At 56.3% G+C, this 12,933-nt stretch carries 26 protein-coding genes; all 26 read right to left on the bottom strand.

Going from position 1 to position 12,933, the window contains the following annotated elements; all coding sequences use genetic code 11:
• Window positions 1-13: 13 nt before the first annotated feature.
• Window positions 14-403, bottom strand: coding sequence for a 30S ribosomal protein S11 (gene rpsK / locus CRP40_RS17800; RefSeq protein ID WP_003255454.1), 390 nt, complete (start codon window positions 401-403; stop codon window positions 14-16).
• Between the two features lie 18 nt (window positions 404-421).
• Window positions 422-778, bottom strand: a complete 357-nt coding sequence (gene rpsM, locus CRP40_RS17795) for a 30S ribosomal protein S13 (RefSeq protein ID WP_009681976.1) — start codon at window positions 776-778, stop codon at window positions 422-424.
• Window positions 779-909: 131 nt separating this feature from the next.
• Window positions 910-1,026, bottom strand: coding sequence for a 50S ribosomal protein L36 (gene rpmJ / locus CRP40_RS17790; RefSeq protein ID WP_002555468.1), 117 nt, complete (start codon window positions 1,024-1,026; stop codon window positions 910-912).
• 28 nt (window positions 1,027-1,054) lie between these two features.
• Window positions 1,055-2,386 carry a preprotein translocase subunit SecY gene (secY, locus tag CRP40_RS17785; protein WP_003257108.1) on the bottom strand — a complete coding sequence of 444 codons (1,332 nt, stop codon included), beginning with the start codon at window positions 2,384-2,386 and terminating at the stop codon, window positions 1,055-1,057.
• Window positions 2,387-2,821: a 50S ribosomal protein L15 gene (rplO, locus tag CRP40_RS17780; RefSeq protein WP_023535012.1), complete on the bottom strand. Its 435-nt coding sequence runs from the start codon at window positions 2,819-2,821 to the stop codon at window positions 2,387-2,389.
• A 3-nt stretch (window positions 2,822-2,824) separates the two neighbouring features.
• Complete coding sequence (gene rpmD, locus CRP40_RS17775) at window positions 2,825-3,001, bottom strand: 50S ribosomal protein L30 (protein WP_023535007.1); 177 nt, start codon at window positions 2,999-3,001, stop codon at window positions 2,825-2,827.
• Between the two features lie 2 nt (window positions 3,002-3,003).
• Window positions 3,004-3,504 carry a 30S ribosomal protein S5 gene (gene rpsE, locus CRP40_RS17770; protein WP_003255465.1) on the bottom strand — a complete coding sequence of 167 codons (501 nt, stop codon included), beginning with the start codon at window positions 3,502-3,504 and terminating at the stop codon, window positions 3,004-3,006.
• Window positions 3,505-3,507: 3 nt separating this feature from the next.
• The gene (gene rplR / locus CRP40_RS17765; RefSeq protein WP_008089801.1) at window positions 3,508-3,858 is read right to left on the bottom strand and encodes a 50S ribosomal protein L18; all 351 of its coding nucleotides are present in this window, start codon (window positions 3,856-3,858) and stop codon (window positions 3,508-3,510) included.
• A 10-nt stretch (window positions 3,859-3,868) separates the two neighbouring features.
• A complete protein-coding gene (gene rplF, locus CRP40_RS17760) occupies window positions 3,869-4,402 on the bottom strand; it encodes a 50S ribosomal protein L6 (protein ID WP_009681972.1) in 534 nt (177 codons plus the stop codon).
• A gap of 12 nt (window positions 4,403-4,414) precedes the next feature.
• Window positions 4,415-4,807: a 30S ribosomal protein S8 gene (gene rpsH, locus CRP40_RS17755; protein WP_008089805.1), complete on the bottom strand. Its 393-nt coding sequence runs from the start codon at window positions 4,805-4,807 to the stop codon at window positions 4,415-4,417.
• Between the two features lie 209 nt (window positions 4,808-5,016).
• Window positions 5,017-5,322, bottom strand: coding sequence for a 30S ribosomal protein S14 (gene rpsN / locus CRP40_RS17750; RefSeq protein WP_023534988.1), 306 nt, complete (start codon window positions 5,320-5,322; stop codon window positions 5,017-5,019).
• A gap of 13 nt (window positions 5,323-5,335) precedes the next feature.
• Window positions 5,336-5,875 carry a 50S ribosomal protein L5 gene (rplE, locus tag CRP40_RS17745; protein ID WP_023535025.1) on the bottom strand — a complete coding sequence of 180 codons (540 nt, stop codon included), beginning with the start codon at window positions 5,873-5,875 and terminating at the stop codon, window positions 5,336-5,338.
• A 20-nt stretch (window positions 5,876-5,895) separates the two neighbouring features.
• Window positions 5,896-6,210 carry a 50S ribosomal protein L24 gene (rplX, locus tag CRP40_RS17740; protein WP_003255476.1) on the bottom strand — a complete coding sequence of 105 codons (315 nt, stop codon included), beginning with the start codon at window positions 6,208-6,210 and terminating at the stop codon, window positions 5,896-5,898.
• A gap of 11 nt (window positions 6,211-6,221) precedes the next feature.
• Window positions 6,222-6,590 (bottom strand): 50S ribosomal protein L14, encoded by a 369-nt coding sequence (rplN, locus tag CRP40_RS17735; RefSeq protein ID WP_002555479.1) that lies wholly within the window; start codon window positions 6,588-6,590, stop codon window positions 6,222-6,224.
• Between the two features lie 23 nt (window positions 6,591-6,613).
• Window positions 6,614-6,880 (bottom strand): 30S ribosomal protein S17, encoded by a 267-nt coding sequence (gene rpsQ / locus CRP40_RS17730; RefSeq protein ID WP_023534981.1) that lies wholly within the window; start codon window positions 6,878-6,880, stop codon window positions 6,614-6,616.
• Between the two features lie 2 nt (window positions 6,881-6,882).
• Window positions 6,883-7,074, bottom strand: coding sequence for a 50S ribosomal protein L29 (rpmC, locus tag CRP40_RS17725; RefSeq protein ID WP_002555481.1), 192 nt, complete (start codon window positions 7,072-7,074; stop codon window positions 6,883-6,885).
• A complete protein-coding gene (gene rplP, locus CRP40_RS17720; protein ID WP_003255479.1) occupies window positions 7,074-7,487 on the bottom strand; it encodes a 50S ribosomal protein L16 in 414 nt (137 codons plus the stop codon). The genes rpmC and rplP overlap by 1 nt, the downstream gene beginning before the upstream one ends.
• 12 nt (window positions 7,488-7,499) lie before the next feature.
• Entirely contained in the window at window positions 7,500-8,186 is a 687-nt protein-coding gene (rpsC, locus tag CRP40_RS17715) for a 30S ribosomal protein S3 (RefSeq protein WP_023535026.1), read from the bottom strand.
• Between the two features lie 13 nt (window positions 8,187-8,199).
• Window positions 8,200-8,532 (bottom strand): 50S ribosomal protein L22, encoded by a 333-nt coding sequence (gene rplV / locus CRP40_RS17710; protein ID WP_003103908.1) that lies wholly within the window; start codon window positions 8,530-8,532, stop codon window positions 8,200-8,202.
• 11 nt (window positions 8,533-8,543) lie between these two features.
• Window positions 8,544-8,819 (bottom strand): 30S ribosomal protein S19, encoded by a 276-nt coding sequence (gene rpsS / locus CRP40_RS17705; protein WP_003255482.1) that lies wholly within the window; start codon window positions 8,817-8,819, stop codon window positions 8,544-8,546.
• 16 nt (window positions 8,820-8,835) lie between these two features.
• The gene (gene rplB, locus CRP40_RS17700; protein WP_027915105.1) at window positions 8,836-9,660 is read right to left on the bottom strand and encodes a 50S ribosomal protein L2; all 825 of its coding nucleotides are present in this window, start codon (window positions 9,658-9,660) and stop codon (window positions 8,836-8,838) included.
• A 14-nt stretch (window positions 9,661-9,674) separates the two neighbouring features.
• A complete protein-coding gene (gene rplW, locus CRP40_RS17695) occupies window positions 9,675-9,974 on the bottom strand; it encodes a 50S ribosomal protein L23 (protein WP_003255484.1) in 300 nt (99 codons plus the stop codon).
• Window positions 9,971-10,573: a 50S ribosomal protein L4 gene (gene rplD / locus CRP40_RS17690; protein WP_003255485.1), complete on the bottom strand. Its 603-nt coding sequence runs from the start codon at window positions 10,571-10,573 to the stop codon at window positions 9,971-9,973. Before rplD ends, rplW begins: the two co-directional genes overlap by 4 nt.
• Window positions 10,574-10,585: 12 nt before the next feature.
• On the bottom strand, window positions 10,586-11,221 hold the full coding sequence (gene rplC, locus CRP40_RS17685) for a 50S ribosomal protein L3 (protein ID WP_003257089.1): 636 nt from the start codon (window positions 11,219-11,221) through the stop codon (window positions 10,586-10,588).
• A gap of 80 nt (window positions 11,222-11,301) precedes the next feature.
• The gene (gene rpsJ, locus CRP40_RS17680; protein ID WP_003186070.1) at window positions 11,302-11,613 is read right to left on the bottom strand and encodes a 30S ribosomal protein S10; all 312 of its coding nucleotides are present in this window, start codon (window positions 11,611-11,613) and stop codon (window positions 11,302-11,304) included.
• 141 nt (window positions 11,614-11,754) lie between these two features.
• Window positions 11,755-12,933, bottom strand: a 1,179-nt coding sequence (gene tuf / locus CRP40_RS17675; protein WP_102047708.1) for an elongation factor Tu, incomplete at its 5' end; no start/stop codon positions are given.

Here is a 12,933-nt window from a genome sequence, read left to right as displayed (position 1 = left end):
ATCTGTCTCCTGATTACACGCGACGCTTCTTCGGCGGACGGCACCCGTTATGCGGGATTGGCGTCACGTCGGTGATGCTGGCGATCTTGTAGCCGCAGCTGTTCAATGCACGAACGGCGGACTCACGACCTGGACCTGGACCCTTGACGTTTACGTCGAGGTTCTTCAGACCGTATTCCAGCGCAGCTTGACCAGCACGCTCAGCAGCGATCTGAGCTGCGAACGGGGTGGATTTGCGCGAACCACGGAAACCCGAACCACCGGAGGTCGCCCAGGACAAAGCATTGCCCTGACGGTCGGTGATGGTCACGATGGTGTTGTTAAAAGAAGCGTGGATGTGGGCGATGCCATCAACCACTGTCTTTTTGACTTTTTTACGAGGACGAGCAGCAGGTTTTGCCATGTCTATATTCCTGGGCGATTACTTGCGGATCGGCTTACGCGGGCCCTTACGGGTGCGTGCGTTGGTCTTGGTGCGCTGACCGCGAACCGGCAGACCTTTACGATGACGCAGGCCGCGGTAGCAACCCAGGTCCATCAAGCGCTTGATCTTCATGTTTACGTCACGGCGCAGGTCACCTTCGGTGGTGAACTTCGCGACTTCGCCACGCAGGGTTTCGATTTGCTCGTCGCTCAGATCCTTGATCTTAGCGGCTGGATTTACACCAGCATCTACACAGATTTTCTGTGCAGTAGTGCGACCGACACCATAGATGTAGGTCAGCGAGATAACAGTATGCTTGTTATCTGGAATGTTAACGCCTGCAATACGGGCCATTCAGTGGGACTCCAATTGACAGCTACCTACGCCCCGGAAGCCAAGAAATAGGGCGCGAGATAATATCGCTGTAGAAACAAATAATCAACCCAGCAGCACACTAGCTGCTGGGTTTGAAGCGCGAATCACACTCAGCCTTGGCGCTGTTTGTGACGCGGTTCCGCGCTGCAGATCACTCGTACGACGCCTTCGCGACGGATGATCTTGCAGTTGCGGCACAGCTTTTTCACCGATGCACGAACTTTCATTACCGACTCCTCGAACCTTAGGGGCTTATCAGCGCAGCAAACCGCTGCCACCGTAGCCTTTCAGGTTGGCTTTCTTCATCAGGGATTCGTACTGGTGCGAAACGAGGTGCGATTGTACTTGGGACATGAAGTCCATCACAACCACTACCACAATCAGCAACGAGGTCCCGCCAAGGTAGAACGGCACATTTGCTGCCACCACCAGGAACTGGGGCAGAAGGCAGACGGCCATCATGTAAAGAGCACCGAACATGGTCAGACGAGTCAGAACGCCATCAATGTAGCGCGCCGACTGCTCACCAGGACGGATACCCGGAATAAAGGCACCGGACTTCTTCAGGTTTTCCGCTACGTCTTTCGGATTGAACATCAATGCTGTGTAGAAGAAGCAGAAGAAAATGATCCCTGCACTAAACAGCAGAATGTTCAACGGCTGACCAGGAGCGATCGACTGCGAGATGTCCTGCAGCCAGCCCATACCTTCGGACTGACCGAACCAGGCACCCAGCGAAGCCGGGAACAGCAAGATGCTGCTCGCGAAGATGGCCGGGATAACCCCCGCCATGTTCACCTTCAGCGGCAAGTGGCTGGTCTGCGCAGCGAAGACCTTGCGGCCCTGCTGGCGCTTGGCGTAATGAACGGCAATACGCCGCTGACCACGCTCGATGAACACCACGAAACCGATGATCGCTACTGCCAGCAAACCGATAGCGACCAGGGCGAAAATGTTGATATCACCCGTGCGTGCAGACTCGAAAGACTGCCCGATTGCTCTCGGAAGACCGGCAACGATACCTGCGAAAATCAACATCGAGATACCGTTGCCCACACCGCGCTCGGTGATCTGCTCGCCCAGCCACATCATGAACATTGCGCCTGCCACAAAGGTGGAGACGGCAACGACATGGAAGCCGAGGCCTACAGAAAACGCCACGCCCTGGTTGGCCAGGCCAATGGACATGCCAATGGCTTGGACCAGCGCCAGGATAACGGTGCCGTAGCGGGTGTACTGGCTGATCTTGCGACGGCCAGCTTCACCTTCCTTCTTCAACTGCTCCAGTTGCGGACTGACCGCGGTCATCAGCTGCATGATGATCGATGCCGAAATGTACGGCATGATCCCCAATGCAAAGATGCTCATGCGCTCAAGCGCGCCACCGGAAAACATGTTGAACAAGCTAAGAATGGTCCCCTCATTCTGCCGAAACAGATCCGCCAGACGGTCCGGATTGATGCCGGGAACCGGGATATGCGCACCTATCCGATAGACGATGATCGCCATGAACAGAAAGCGCAGACGAGCCCAGAGTTCCGACATCCCGCCCTTACCGAGCGAAGAGAGAGCACCTTGCTTAGCCATTTATTCCTCGAACTTGCCGCCAGCTGCTTCGATAGCCGCACGCGCACCCTTGGTGGCTGCGATACCCTTGATGGTGACTGCGCGAGTGACTTCGCCAGACAGCATGATTTTCACACGCTGTACGTTCTGGCCGATCACGTTGGCATCCTTCAGGGATTGCACGGAGATCACGTCGCCGTCCACTTTGGCCAACTCGGACAGACGCACTTCTGCGCGGTCCATGGCTTTCAGGGAAACGAAGCCGAACTTCGGCAGACGACGGTGCAGCGGCTGTTGACCGCCTTCGAAGCCCGGAGCGATGGTGCCACCGGAACGGGAGGTCTGACCTTTGTGACCACGGCCACCAGTCTTACCCAAACCGCTACCGATACCACGGCCCGGACGATGCTTCTCGCGACGGGAACCCGGCGCTGGACTCAGATCATTGAGTTTCATTGATTAACCCTCGACCTTCAGCATGTAGTAAGCCTTGTTGATCATCCCGCGGTTCTCGGGAGTATCTTGGACTTCTACAGTGTGACCGATGCGACGCAGGCCCAGGCCTTTAACGCACAGAATGTGGTTAGGCAGACGGCCGGCGGTGCTTTTGATCAGCGTTACTTTAACGGTTGCCATGATCAGAAGATCTCCTCGACGCTCTTGCCGCGCTTGGCAGCAATGGATTCAGGAGATTGCATGGCTTTCAGACCCTTGAAGGTGGCGTAAACCACGTTCACTGGGTTGGTCGAACCGTAGCACTTGGCCAGAACGTTCTGAACACCAGCAACTTCCAGGACGGCACGCATTGCGCCACCGGCGATGATACCGGTACCTTCCGAGGCAGGCTGCATGTAAACCTTCGAGGCGCCGTGGGCGGCCTTGGTGGCGTACTGCAGAGTGGTGCCCTTCAGGTCTACCTGAATCATGTTGCGACGAGCAGCTTCCATGGCTTTCTGGATCGCGGCAGGTACTTCGCGCGACTTGCCACGGCCGAAGCCAACACGACCCTTGCCATCACCCACCACGGTCAGCGCGGTGAAGGTGAAGATACGGCCGCCTTTTACGGTTTTGGCAACGCGGTTAACTTGAACCAGCTTCTCGATGTAGCCTTCGTCGCGCTTTTGATCGTTATTTGCCATAACTTAGAACTCCAGCCCGCCTTCACGAGCAGCATCAGCCAGCGCTTTGACGCGGCCATGGTACTTGAAGCCGGAACGGTCAAAGGCAACTTGAGATACACCGGCGGCTTTCGCGCGCTCAGCTACCAGCTTGCCAACCTTAGTGGCCGCGTCGATGTTGCCAGTGGCGCCATCACGCAGGTCTTTGTCCAAGGTCGAGGCGCTTGCCAGAACCTTGCTGCCGTCGGCCGAAATGACCTGGGCGTAGATATGCTGCGAGGAGCGGAACACGCACAGGCGCACGACTTCGAGTTCGTGCATCTTGAGACGTGCTTTGCGAGCGCGACGCAGTCGAGTAACTTTTTTGTCGGTCATTTGCTAGGCCCTACTTCTTCTTGGCTTCTTTACGACGGACTACTTCGTCCGCGTAACGCACACCCTTGCCTTTGTAAGGCTCTGGCGGACGGAAATCGCGGATTTCAGCGGCCACCTGACCCACCAGCTGCTTATCGATACCCTTGATCAGGATGTCGGTTTGGCTTGGGGTTTCTGCGGTGATACCGGCTGGCAGTTCGTAGTCCACTGGATGCGAGAAGCCCAGAGCCAGGTTCAGGACGGTGCCTTTTGCCTGTGCCTTGTAACCAACACCGACCAGCTGGAGCTTGCGCTCGAAGCCTTGGCTTACGCCTTGGACCATGTTGTTCACCAGAGCGCGGGTAGTACCGGCCATGGCGCGAGCTTGCTGATCACCGTTGCGAGCGACGAAGCGCAGTTCGCCGGACTCTTCGGTAACTTCAACAGACGAGTGAACGTTCAGTTCGAGAGTGCCCTTGGCACCCTTCACCGAAAGCTGCTGGCCGGCGAATTTTACTTCGACGCCTGCTGGCAGCTTAACGGGGTTCTTAGCGACGCGAGACATGCCTATCTCCCCTTAGAACACTGTGCACAGAACTTCGCCGCCGACACCGGCAGCGCGCGCAGCGCGGTCAGTCATCACACCTTTGTTGGTGGAGACGATAGACACGCCCAGGCCGCCACGTACTTTCGGCAGATCTGTGACGGACTTGTACTGGCGCAGGCCTGGACGGCTGGAACGCTTCAGTTCCTCGATGACCGGACGGCCTTCGAAGTACTTGAGTTCGATCGACAGGGAAGGCTTGGCTTCACCAGTTACCTGGTAACCAGCGATGTAACCTTCATCTTTCAGAACTTTGGCAACCGCGACCTTCAGGGTGGAGGAAGGCATGCTTACGACGGACTTTTCAGCCATCTGGGCATTACGGATGCGAGTTAGCATGTCCGCTAACGGGTCCTGCATACTCATGGGCTAGATGCTCCTGATACAAGAATTATTAGCCTTGCGGCTATCACAACCACCTGAACAGGCAGGGCAAGAAGCCCAGGCTCAGGTGAGCCGGTCATTCTAGACACAAGCCAGAAACGAAACAAGCCCCATGTAGGGGCTTGTTCGTGGGAAGCGTCACCGGCGGTCGGAAGATTAACCCCCTACGCCGACGACTCAACCTGCAGCGATTACCAGGAGGCCTTGACCAGACCTGGTACGTCGCCACGCATTGCCGCTTGACGCAGCATGTTACGGCCCAGGCCGAACTTACGGTATACACCGTGAGGACGACCGGTCAGGCGGCAACGGTTGCGCAGGCGTGCAGCGCTAGCATCGCGAGGCTGCTTCTGCAGAGCGACAACGGCAGCGAAACGCTCTTCAGGAGAGGCGTTCAGATTGACGATGGTCGCTTTCAGCTCAGCGCGCTTTTTAGCGTACTTGGCTACCGTTTGCTGACGCTTCAGCTCACGGTTTTTCATGCTCTTCTTGGCCATTTTCCTACTCCAATCAGTTGCGGAACGGGAACTTGAAAGCACGCAGCAGAGCGCGGCCTTCGTCGTCCGAACGAGCAGTGGTGGTCAGGGTGATGTCCAAACCGCGCAGAGCATCGATCTTGTCGTAGTCGATTTCCGGGAAGATGATCTGCTCTTTCACGCCCATGCTGTAGTTGCCACGACCGTCGAAGGACTTGGCATTCAGGCCGCGGAAGTCGCGAACCCGAGGCAGGGAGATCGCCAGCAGGCGGTCCAGGAATTCGTACATCTTGTCGCTACGCAGGGTCACCTTGACGCCGATCGGCCAGCCTTCGCGGACTTTGAAGCCAGCGATGGATTTGCGAGCGAAAGTCACGACCGGCTTTTGACCGGTGATCTTTTCCAGGTCGGCAACAGCGTGCTCGATGACCTTCTTGTCACCGATCGCTTCGCCCAGACCCATGTTCAGGGTGATTTTGGTAACGCGCGGAACTTCCATCACGTTCGACAGCTTAAGTTCATCCTTAAGCTTAGGAGCGATCTCGTTCCGGTAAATCTCTTTCAGTCGTGCCATGGTCTTCTACCTAGCAGTGTTCAAGCATCAACCGCTTTTTGGGTCGACTTGAAGACACGAATTTTCTTACCGTCTTCTACTTTGAAACCAACGCGGTCAGCCTTGTTGGTTTCACCGTTGAAGATGGCAACGTTGGAAGCGTGCAGAGGCGCTTCTTTTTCGACGATACCGCCCTGAACGCCCGCCATCGGGTTAGGCTTGGTATGACGCTTGACCAGGTTCACACCACCGATGACCAGACGGTCGTCAGCGAGAACCTTCAGCACCTTACCGCGCTTACCTTTGTCTTTGCCGGCGATCACGATGATCTCGTCGTCACGACGAATCTTTTGCATGTCGGATCTCCTTACAGCACTTCAGGGGCGAGCGAGACGATCTTCATGAACTTCTCAGTACGAAGTTCACGGGTCACTGGCCCGAAGATGCGAGTGCCGATCGGCTCTTGCTTGTTGTTCAGCAGAACAGCAGCGTTGCCGTCGAAACGAATGATGGAACCGTCAGCGCGACGAACACCGTGACGGGTGCGCACGACAACAGCAGTCATCACTTGGCCTTTTTTGACCTTACCGCGCGGAATTGCTTCCTTGACGGTAACTTTGATGATGTCACCGATGCCGGCGTAACGGCGGTGAGAACCGCCGAGCACCTTGATGCACATGACGCGACGAGCGCCGCTGTTATCGGCCACATCGAGCATGGATTGAGTCTGAATCATAAAATTTCTCCGACCCCTAGCCCTTAGACTTCAACAGCGCGTTCGAGGACTTCAACCAGTGCCCAGGACTTGGTCTTGGCCAGCGGACGGGTTTCGGTAATGGAAACCTTGTCGCCGATCTTGCACTGATTGGTTTCGTCGTGCGCATGCAGCTTAGTCGAACGCTTAACGTATTTACCGTAGATCGGGTGCTTAACGCGACGCTCGATCAGAACGGTGATGGTCTTGTCCATTTTGTCGCTGACGACACGGCCAGTCAGCGTACGGACGGTTTTTTCAGCTTCAGCCATGATCACTTACCTGCCTGCTGGTTGAGCACAGTCTTCACGCGAGCGATGTCACGCTTGACTTGCGAGAGCAGGTGCGACTGCCCCAACTGGCCAGTTGCTTTCTGCATACGCAGATTGAACTGGTCGCGCAGCAAGCCGAGCAGTTGCTCGTTCAGTTGCTGTGCGGATTTTTCACGAAGTTCATTCGCTTTCATCACATCACCGTCCGCTTAACAAAGGAGGTGGCGAGAGGCAGCTTCGCAGCGGCCAGAGCGAAAGCTTCGCGCGCCAGCTCTTCAGAAACACCCTCGATCTCGTACAGGACTTTGCCTGGCTGGATCTGGGCAACCCAGTACTCAACGGAACCCTTACCTTTACCCATACGAACCTCGAGAGGTTTCTTGGAGATCGGCTTGTCCGGGAATACACGGATCCAGATCTTGCCGCCACGTTTTACGTGACGGGTCAGCGCACGACGTGCGGACTCGATCTGGCGGGCGGTGAGGCGACCGCGAGCAACAGCTTTCAGGGCGAATTCGCCGAAGCTGACTTTGCTACCGCGCAGTGCCAGACCACGGTTGTGGCCAGTCATCTGCTTGCGGAATTTTGTACGCTTAGGTTGCAACATTTGGCGTACCCCTTACTTAGCAGCTTTTTTACGAGGCGCTGGTGCTTGTGGTTTCAGTTCTTCTTGGCGACCACCAATAACTTCGCCTTTGAAAATCCAAACCTTCACACCGATCACACCGTAAGTGGTGTGAGCTTCGTAGGTGTTGTAGTCGATATCGGCACGCAGGGTGTGCAGAGGCACACGACCTTCGCGATACCACTCGGTACGAGCAATCTCAGCGCCGCCGAGACGACCGCTCACCTGGATCTTGATGCCCTTGGCACCAATACGCATGGCGTTCTGTACGGCGCGCTTCATGGCGCGACGGAACATAACGCGGCGTTCCAGCTGCTGAGCTACGCTTTGCGCAACCAGCATGGCGTCGAGTTCCGGCTTGCGGATCTCTTCGATGTTGATGTGCACAGGCACACCCATCTGCTTGGTCAGGTCCTGGCGCAGCTTCTCGACATCCTCACCTTTCTTCCCGATAACGATACCTGGACGAGCGGTGTGGATGGTGATGCGTGCAGTTTGAGCCGGACGATGAATATCGATACGGCTTACGGACGCGCTTTTTAGTTTGTCGTGGAGGTACTCACGCGTTTTCAGATCCTTCAACAGGTAATCTGCGTAAGTAGCACCGTCTGCGTACCAGACGGAGGTGTGCTCCTTGACGATTCCCAGGCGAATGCCAGTGGGATGTACTTTCTGACCCATCTGATCGACTCCGTTACTTGTCCGCAACCTTGACAGTGATATGGCAAGACCGCTTGACGATGCGATCAGCACGGCCTTTGGCACGTGGCATGATGCGCTTCAGCGAACGCCCTTCGTTGACGAAGACGGTGGAGACCTTCAGGTCATCAACGTCTGCGCCTTCGTTGTGTTCGGCGTTGGCTACGGCCGACTCGAGGACTTTCTTCATGATTTCAGCGGCTTTTTTGCTGCTGAAGGCCAACAGGTTGAGCGCTTCGCCCACCTTCTTCCCGCGGATCTGGTCGGCGACCAAGCGGGCTTTCTGGGCGGAGATTCGAGCGCCCGACAACTTAGCGGCTACTTCCATTTCCTTACCCCTTAACGCTTGGCTTTCTTGTCAGCCACGTGCCCGCGATAGGTGCGGGTACCGGCGAACTCGCCCAGTTTGTGGCCGACCATGTCTTCGTTCACGAGAACTGGAACATGCTGGCGACCGTTGTGAACCGCGATGGTCAGACCGACCATTTGTGGCAGGATCATCGAGCGACGCGACCAGGTTTTAACTGGTTTGCGATCGTTCTTCTCCACCGCCACTTCGACCTTCTTCAAGAGGTGAAGATCGATAAAAGGACCTTTTTTCAGAGAACGTGGCACTGTCGTATCCCTCTAGTTACTTGCGACGACGGACGATCATGTTGTCGGTACGCTTATTACCACGGGTTTTAGCACCCTTGGTTGGGAAGCCCCATGGCGATACCGGATGACGACCACCGGAGGTACGACCTTCACCACCACCATGTGGGTGGTCAACCGGGTTCATGGCAACACCACGAACGGTTGGGCGAACGCCGCGCCAGCGTTTGGCACCAGCTTTACCCAGCGAACGCAGGCTGTGCTCGGAGTTCGAGACTTCGCCCAGGGTCGCACGGCACTCAGCCAGGACTTTACGCATTTCACCAGAGCGCAGACGCAGGGTCACGTAGACACCTTCACGAGCGATCAGCTGAGCCGAAGCACCAGCGGAACGAGCGATCTGTGCACCTTTACCCGGCTTCAGTTCGATGCCGTGAATGGTGCTACCTACTGGAATGTTGCGCAGCTGCAGGGAGTTACCGGCCTTGATTGGGGCCAGGGCACCTGCGATCAGCTGGTCGCCAGCGCTCACGCCTTTAGGGGCGATGATGTAGCGACGCTCACCGTCTGCGTAGCACAGCAGGGCGATGTGAGCAGTACGGTTTGGATCGTATTCGATACGCTCGACAGTGGCTGGGATGCCATCTTTGTCGTTGCGACGGAAGTCGACCAGACGGTAATGCTGCTTATGACCACCACCTACGTGACGCGTAGTGATGCGGCCATTGTTGTTACGACCACCAGACTTCGATTTTTTCTCGAGCAGCGGTGCGTGAGGAGCGCCTTTATGCAGCTCCTTGTTGACCACCTTGACCACGAAACGGCGGCCAGGGGAAGTCGGTTTGCATTTAACGATTGCCATGATGCACCCCTTCCTTACTCAGCACTGCTGCTGAAATCGAGATCTTGGCCTGGCTGAAGGGAGACGATCGCCTTCTTCCAGTCATTACGCTTGCCCAGACCACGTGCGGTACGCTTGGTTTTACCCAGAACGTTAACGGTCGACACGTTTTCAACTTTTACGTTGAACAGGCCTTCGACAGCTTTCTTGATTTCCAGCTTGGTTGCGTCAGTAGCAACCTTGAATACGAACTGGCCTTTCTTCTCAGCCAGAACGGTAGCCTTCTCGGAAACGTGCGGGCCAAGGAGGACTTTGAATACGCGTTCCTGGTTCATCCCAGCAGCTCCTCGAATTTCTTCACGGCCGAGACAGTGATCAACACTTTCTCGTATGCGATCAGACTGACCGGGTCGGAACCTTGTACGTCACGAACGTCGACGTGCGGCAGGTTACGAGCAGCCAGGTACAGGTTCTGATCAACAGCGTCGGAAACGATCAACACATCGCTCAGACCCATGCCGTTCAGCTTGTTCAGCAGATCTTTGGTTTTCGGTGCTTCAACAGCGAAGTCCTGAACCACGACCAGACGGTCGCTACGCACCAGCTCAGCGAGGATGGAGCGCAGAGCTGCGCGATACATCTTCTTGTTGAGCTTCTGCGAGTGATCTTGAGGGCGAGCTGCGAAGGTTACACCACCGCCACGCCAGATCGGACCACGAGTGGTACCAGCACGAGCACGGCCAGTACCCTTCTGACGCCATGGGCGCTTACCGCCACCAGCCACGTCGGAACGGGTCTTTTGCTGCTTGGTGCCCTGACGGCCGCCGGCCATGTAGGCCACGACTGCTTGGTGTACCAGCGTCTCGTTGAATTCGCCACCGAAAGTCAGTTCGGAAACTTCGATCGCCTGAGCGTCATTTACATTAAGTTGCATGTCAGTTTCCCCTTAACCGCGAGCCTTGACAGCTGGACGTACAACCACGTCGCCGCCAGTAGCGCCTGGAACGGCACCCTTGACCAGCAACAGGTTGCGCTCAGCGTCTACGCGAACAACTTCCAGGGACTGAACAGTCACGCGCTCGGCGCCCATGTGACCGGACATCTTCTTGCCCTTGAACACACGACCAGGAGTCTGGCACTGGCCGATGGAACCTGGGACACGGTGCGACACGGAGTTACCGTGGGTGTTGTCCTGGCCACGGAAGTTCCAGCGCTTGATGGTACCGGCGAAGCCTTTACCTTTGGACTGACCAGTAACGTCTACCAGCTGGCCTGCAGTGAAGAGTTCAGCTTTGATCAGATCGCCAGCCTGGAAATCGCCTTCTTCAAGACGGAACTCCCAAACACCGCGACCAGCAGCAACGTTGGCCTTGGCAAAGTGGCCTGCCTGAGCGGCAGTCACGCGCGAAGCACGACGCTCGCCGACAGTGACTTGCACTGCACGGTAGCCATCGGTTTCTTCAGTTTTGAACTGGGTGACGCGATTCGGCTCGATCTCAATGACCGTGACCGGAATGGAGACACCTTCTTCGGTGAAAATGCGGGTCATACCGCACTTGCGACCGATTACACCAATAGTCATGTTGTAAACCTCATGAGTGTACGGGGCTTTCACCCGCTATGGCCGCCCATTTCAGAGCGTTACACGACCAGACCGAAGTCTTAGCCGAGGCTGATCTGTACTTCCACACCTGCCGCCAGATCAAGCTTCATCAGCGCGTCAACGGTTTTATCCGTTGGCTGGACGATGTCCAGAACACGCTTATGAGTGCGAATCTCGTACTGATCACGCGCGTCTTTGTTGACGTGCGGGGAGACCAGAACGGTGAAACGCTCTTTGCGGGTAGGCAGTGGAATTGGACCACGCACTTGTGCACCAGTACGTTTCGCGGTTTCCACGATTTCCTGGGTGGATTGGTCGATCAGGCGATGGTCGAAAGCCTTCAACCTGATACGGATTTGCTGATTTTGCATTGGATTTCAGACTCCAGGCTGTTCCCAACGGACGCACTACGCCCGCTAAAAGGAGGCGTGATTCTATAGATGCCCCCATTTGGTGTCAACCCAATAAAAAAAGCCCCCGCTGAGCGGGGGCTTTTTCAATCGGTCGAGTGGTTACTCGATGATTTTGGCTACGACGCCGGCGCCGACGGTACGACCGCCTTCACGGATAGCGAAGCGCAGACCGTCTTCCATTGCGATGGTCTTGATCAGGGTAACAGTCATCTGAATGTTGTCACCTGGCATTACCATTTCAACGCCTTCCGGCAGTTCGCAGTTACCGGTCACGTCAGTGGTACGGAAGTAGAACTGAGGACGGTAGCCTTTGAAGAACGGAGTGTGACGACCGCCTTCTTCTTTCGACAGAACGTAGACTTCTGCGGTGAACTTGGTGTGCGGCTTGACCGAACCTGGCTTGACCAGAACCTGGCCACGCTCAACGTCGTCACGCTTGGTACCACGCAGCAGAACGCCGCAGTTCTCGCCAGCACGGCCTTCGTCCAGCAGCTTGCGGAACATCTCAACACCGGTGCAGGTGGTGGTGGTGGTGTCACGCAGACCAACGATTTCCAGCGGATCCTGAACGCGGACGATACCACGCTCGATACGACCGGTTACAACGGTACCACGACCCGAGATCGAGAACACGTCTTCGATCGGCATCAGGAAAGGCTGGTCGATGGCACGAACTGGCTCAGGGATGTAGGAATCCAGAGTTTCTACCAGCTTCTTAACAGCGGTAGTGCCCATTTCGTTGTCGTCTTTGCCTTCCAGCGCCATACGAGCCGAACCGATGATGATCGGGGTGTCGTCGCCTGGGAAGTCGTAGGTGGACAGCAGGTCGCGAACTTCCATCTCGACCAGTTCCAGCAGCTCAGCGTCGTCTACCAGGTCAGCCTTGTTCAGGAAGACCACGATGTACGGAACGCCAACCTGACGGGACAGCAGGATGTGCTCACGGGTTTGTGGCATCGGACCATCGGCGGCCGAGCAAACCAGGATCGCGCCGTCCATCTGGGCAGCACCGGTGATCATGTTCTTCACGTAGTCAGCGTGACCTGGGCAGTCAACGTGAGCGTAGTGACGAATGGTCGAGTTGTACTCAACGTGAGCGGTGTTGATGGTGATACCGCGCGCTTTTTCTTCCGGAGCCGAGTCGATCTTGTCGAACTCAACGACTGCCGAACCGAATACTTCGGAGCAGACGCGAGTCAGAGCTGCGGTCAGAGTGGTCTTACCGTGGTCAACGTGGCCGATAGTGCCGACGTTAACGTGGGGAAGGGAACGATCAAA

Source organism: Pseudomonas sp. URMO17WK12:I9 (genome assembly GCF_900230165.1).
In the GTDB taxonomy this organism is placed as follows: domain Bacteria; phylum Pseudomonadota; class Gammaproteobacteria; order Pseudomonadales; family Pseudomonadaceae; genus Aquipseudomonas; species Aquipseudomonas fulva.
This window is presented reverse-complemented; position numbering and strand designations above follow the sequence as displayed.

Excerpts from the sequence above, each read along its gene's own strand:
- rpsM (WP_009681976.1), bottom strand. The coding sequence starts at position 778 with ATGGCCCGTATTGCAGGCGTTAACATTCCAGATAACAAGCATACTGTT.
- rpsQ (WP_023534981.1), bottom strand. The coding sequence starts at position 6,880 with ATGGCTGAAGCTGAAAAAACCGTCCGTACGCTGACTGGCCGTGTCGTC.
- rplE (WP_023535025.1), bottom strand. The coding sequence starts at position 5,875 with ATGGCACGACTGAAAGAGATTTACCGGAACGAGATCGCTCCTAAGCTT.
- rpmC (WP_002555481.1), bottom strand. The coding sequence starts at position 7,074 with ATGAAAGCGAATGAACTTCGTGAAAAATCCGCACAGCAACTGAACGAG.
- rpsJ (WP_003186070.1), bottom strand. The coding sequence starts at position 11,613 with ATGCAAAATCAGCAAATCCGTATCAGGTTGAAGGCTTTCGACCATCGC.
- rplO (WP_023535012.1), bottom strand. The coding sequence starts at position 2,821 with ATGAAACTCAATGATCTGAGTCCAGCGCCGGGTTCCCGTCGCGAGAAG.
- rpmD (WP_023535007.1), bottom strand. The coding sequence starts at position 3,001 with ATGGCAACCGTTAAAGTAACGCTGATCAAAAGCACCGCCGGCCGTCTG.
- rplC (WP_003257089.1), bottom strand. The coding sequence starts at position 11,221 with ATGACTATTGGTGTAATCGGTCGCAAGTGCGGTATGACCCGCATTTTC.
- rpsH (WP_008089805.1), bottom strand. The coding sequence starts at position 4,807 with ATGAGTATGCAGGACCCGTTAGCGGACATGCTAACTCGCATCCGTAAT.
- rplP (WP_003255479.1), bottom strand. The coding sequence starts at position 7,487 with ATGTTGCAACCTAAGCGTACAAAATTCCGCAAGCAGATGACTGGCCAC.
- rplN (WP_002555479.1), bottom strand. The coding sequence starts at position 6,590 with ATGATTCAGACTCAATCCATGCTCGATGTGGCCGATAACAGCGGCGCT.
- rpsK (WP_003255454.1), bottom strand. The coding sequence starts at position 403 with ATGGCAAAACCTGCTGCTCGTCCTCGTAAAAAAGTCAAAAAGACAGTG.
- rpmJ (WP_002555468.1), bottom strand. The coding sequence starts at position 1,026 with ATGAAAGTTCGTGCATCGGTGAAAAAGCTGTGCCGCAACTGCAAGATC.
- rpsE (WP_003255465.1), bottom strand. The coding sequence starts at position 3,504 with ATGGCAAATAACGATCAAAAGCGCGACGAAGGCTACATCGAGAAGCTG.
- rplX (WP_003255476.1), bottom strand. The coding sequence starts at position 6,210 with ATGCAAAAGATTCGTCGTGACGACGAGATCATCGTGATCGCCGGCAAA.
- rplF (WP_009681972.1), bottom strand. The coding sequence starts at position 4,402 with ATGTCTCGCGTCGCTAAGAACCCCGTTAAGCTGCCAGCAGGCGTCGAA.
- secY (WP_003257108.1), bottom strand. The coding sequence starts at position 2,386 with ATGGCTAAGCAAGGTGCTCTCTCTTCGCTCGGTAAGGGCGGGATGTCG.
- rpsC (WP_023535026.1), bottom strand. The coding sequence starts at position 8,186 with ATGGGTCAGAAAGTACATCCCACTGGCATTCGCCTGGGAATCGTCAAG.
- rplW (WP_003255484.1), bottom strand. The coding sequence starts at position 9,974 with ATGAACCAGGAACGCGTATTCAAAGTCCTCCTTGGCCCGCACGTTTCC.
- rpsN (WP_023534988.1), bottom strand. The coding sequence starts at position 5,322 with ATGGCCAAGAAGAGCATGAAAAACCGTGAGCTGAAGCGTCAGCAAACG.
- rplD (WP_003255485.1), bottom strand. The coding sequence starts at position 10,573 with ATGCAACTTAATGTAAATGACGCTCAGGCGATCGAAGTTTCCGAACTG.
- rplV (WP_003103908.1), bottom strand. The coding sequence starts at position 8,532 with ATGGAAGTAGCCGCTAAGTTGTCGGGCGCTCGAATCTCCGCCCAGAAA.
- rplB (WP_027915105.1), bottom strand. The coding sequence starts at position 9,660 with ATGGCAATCGTTAAATGCAAACCGACTTCCCCTGGCCGCCGTTTCGTG.
- rplR (WP_008089801.1), bottom strand. The coding sequence starts at position 3,858 with ATGACCGACAAAAAAGTTACTCGACTGCGTCGCGCTCGCAAAGCACGT.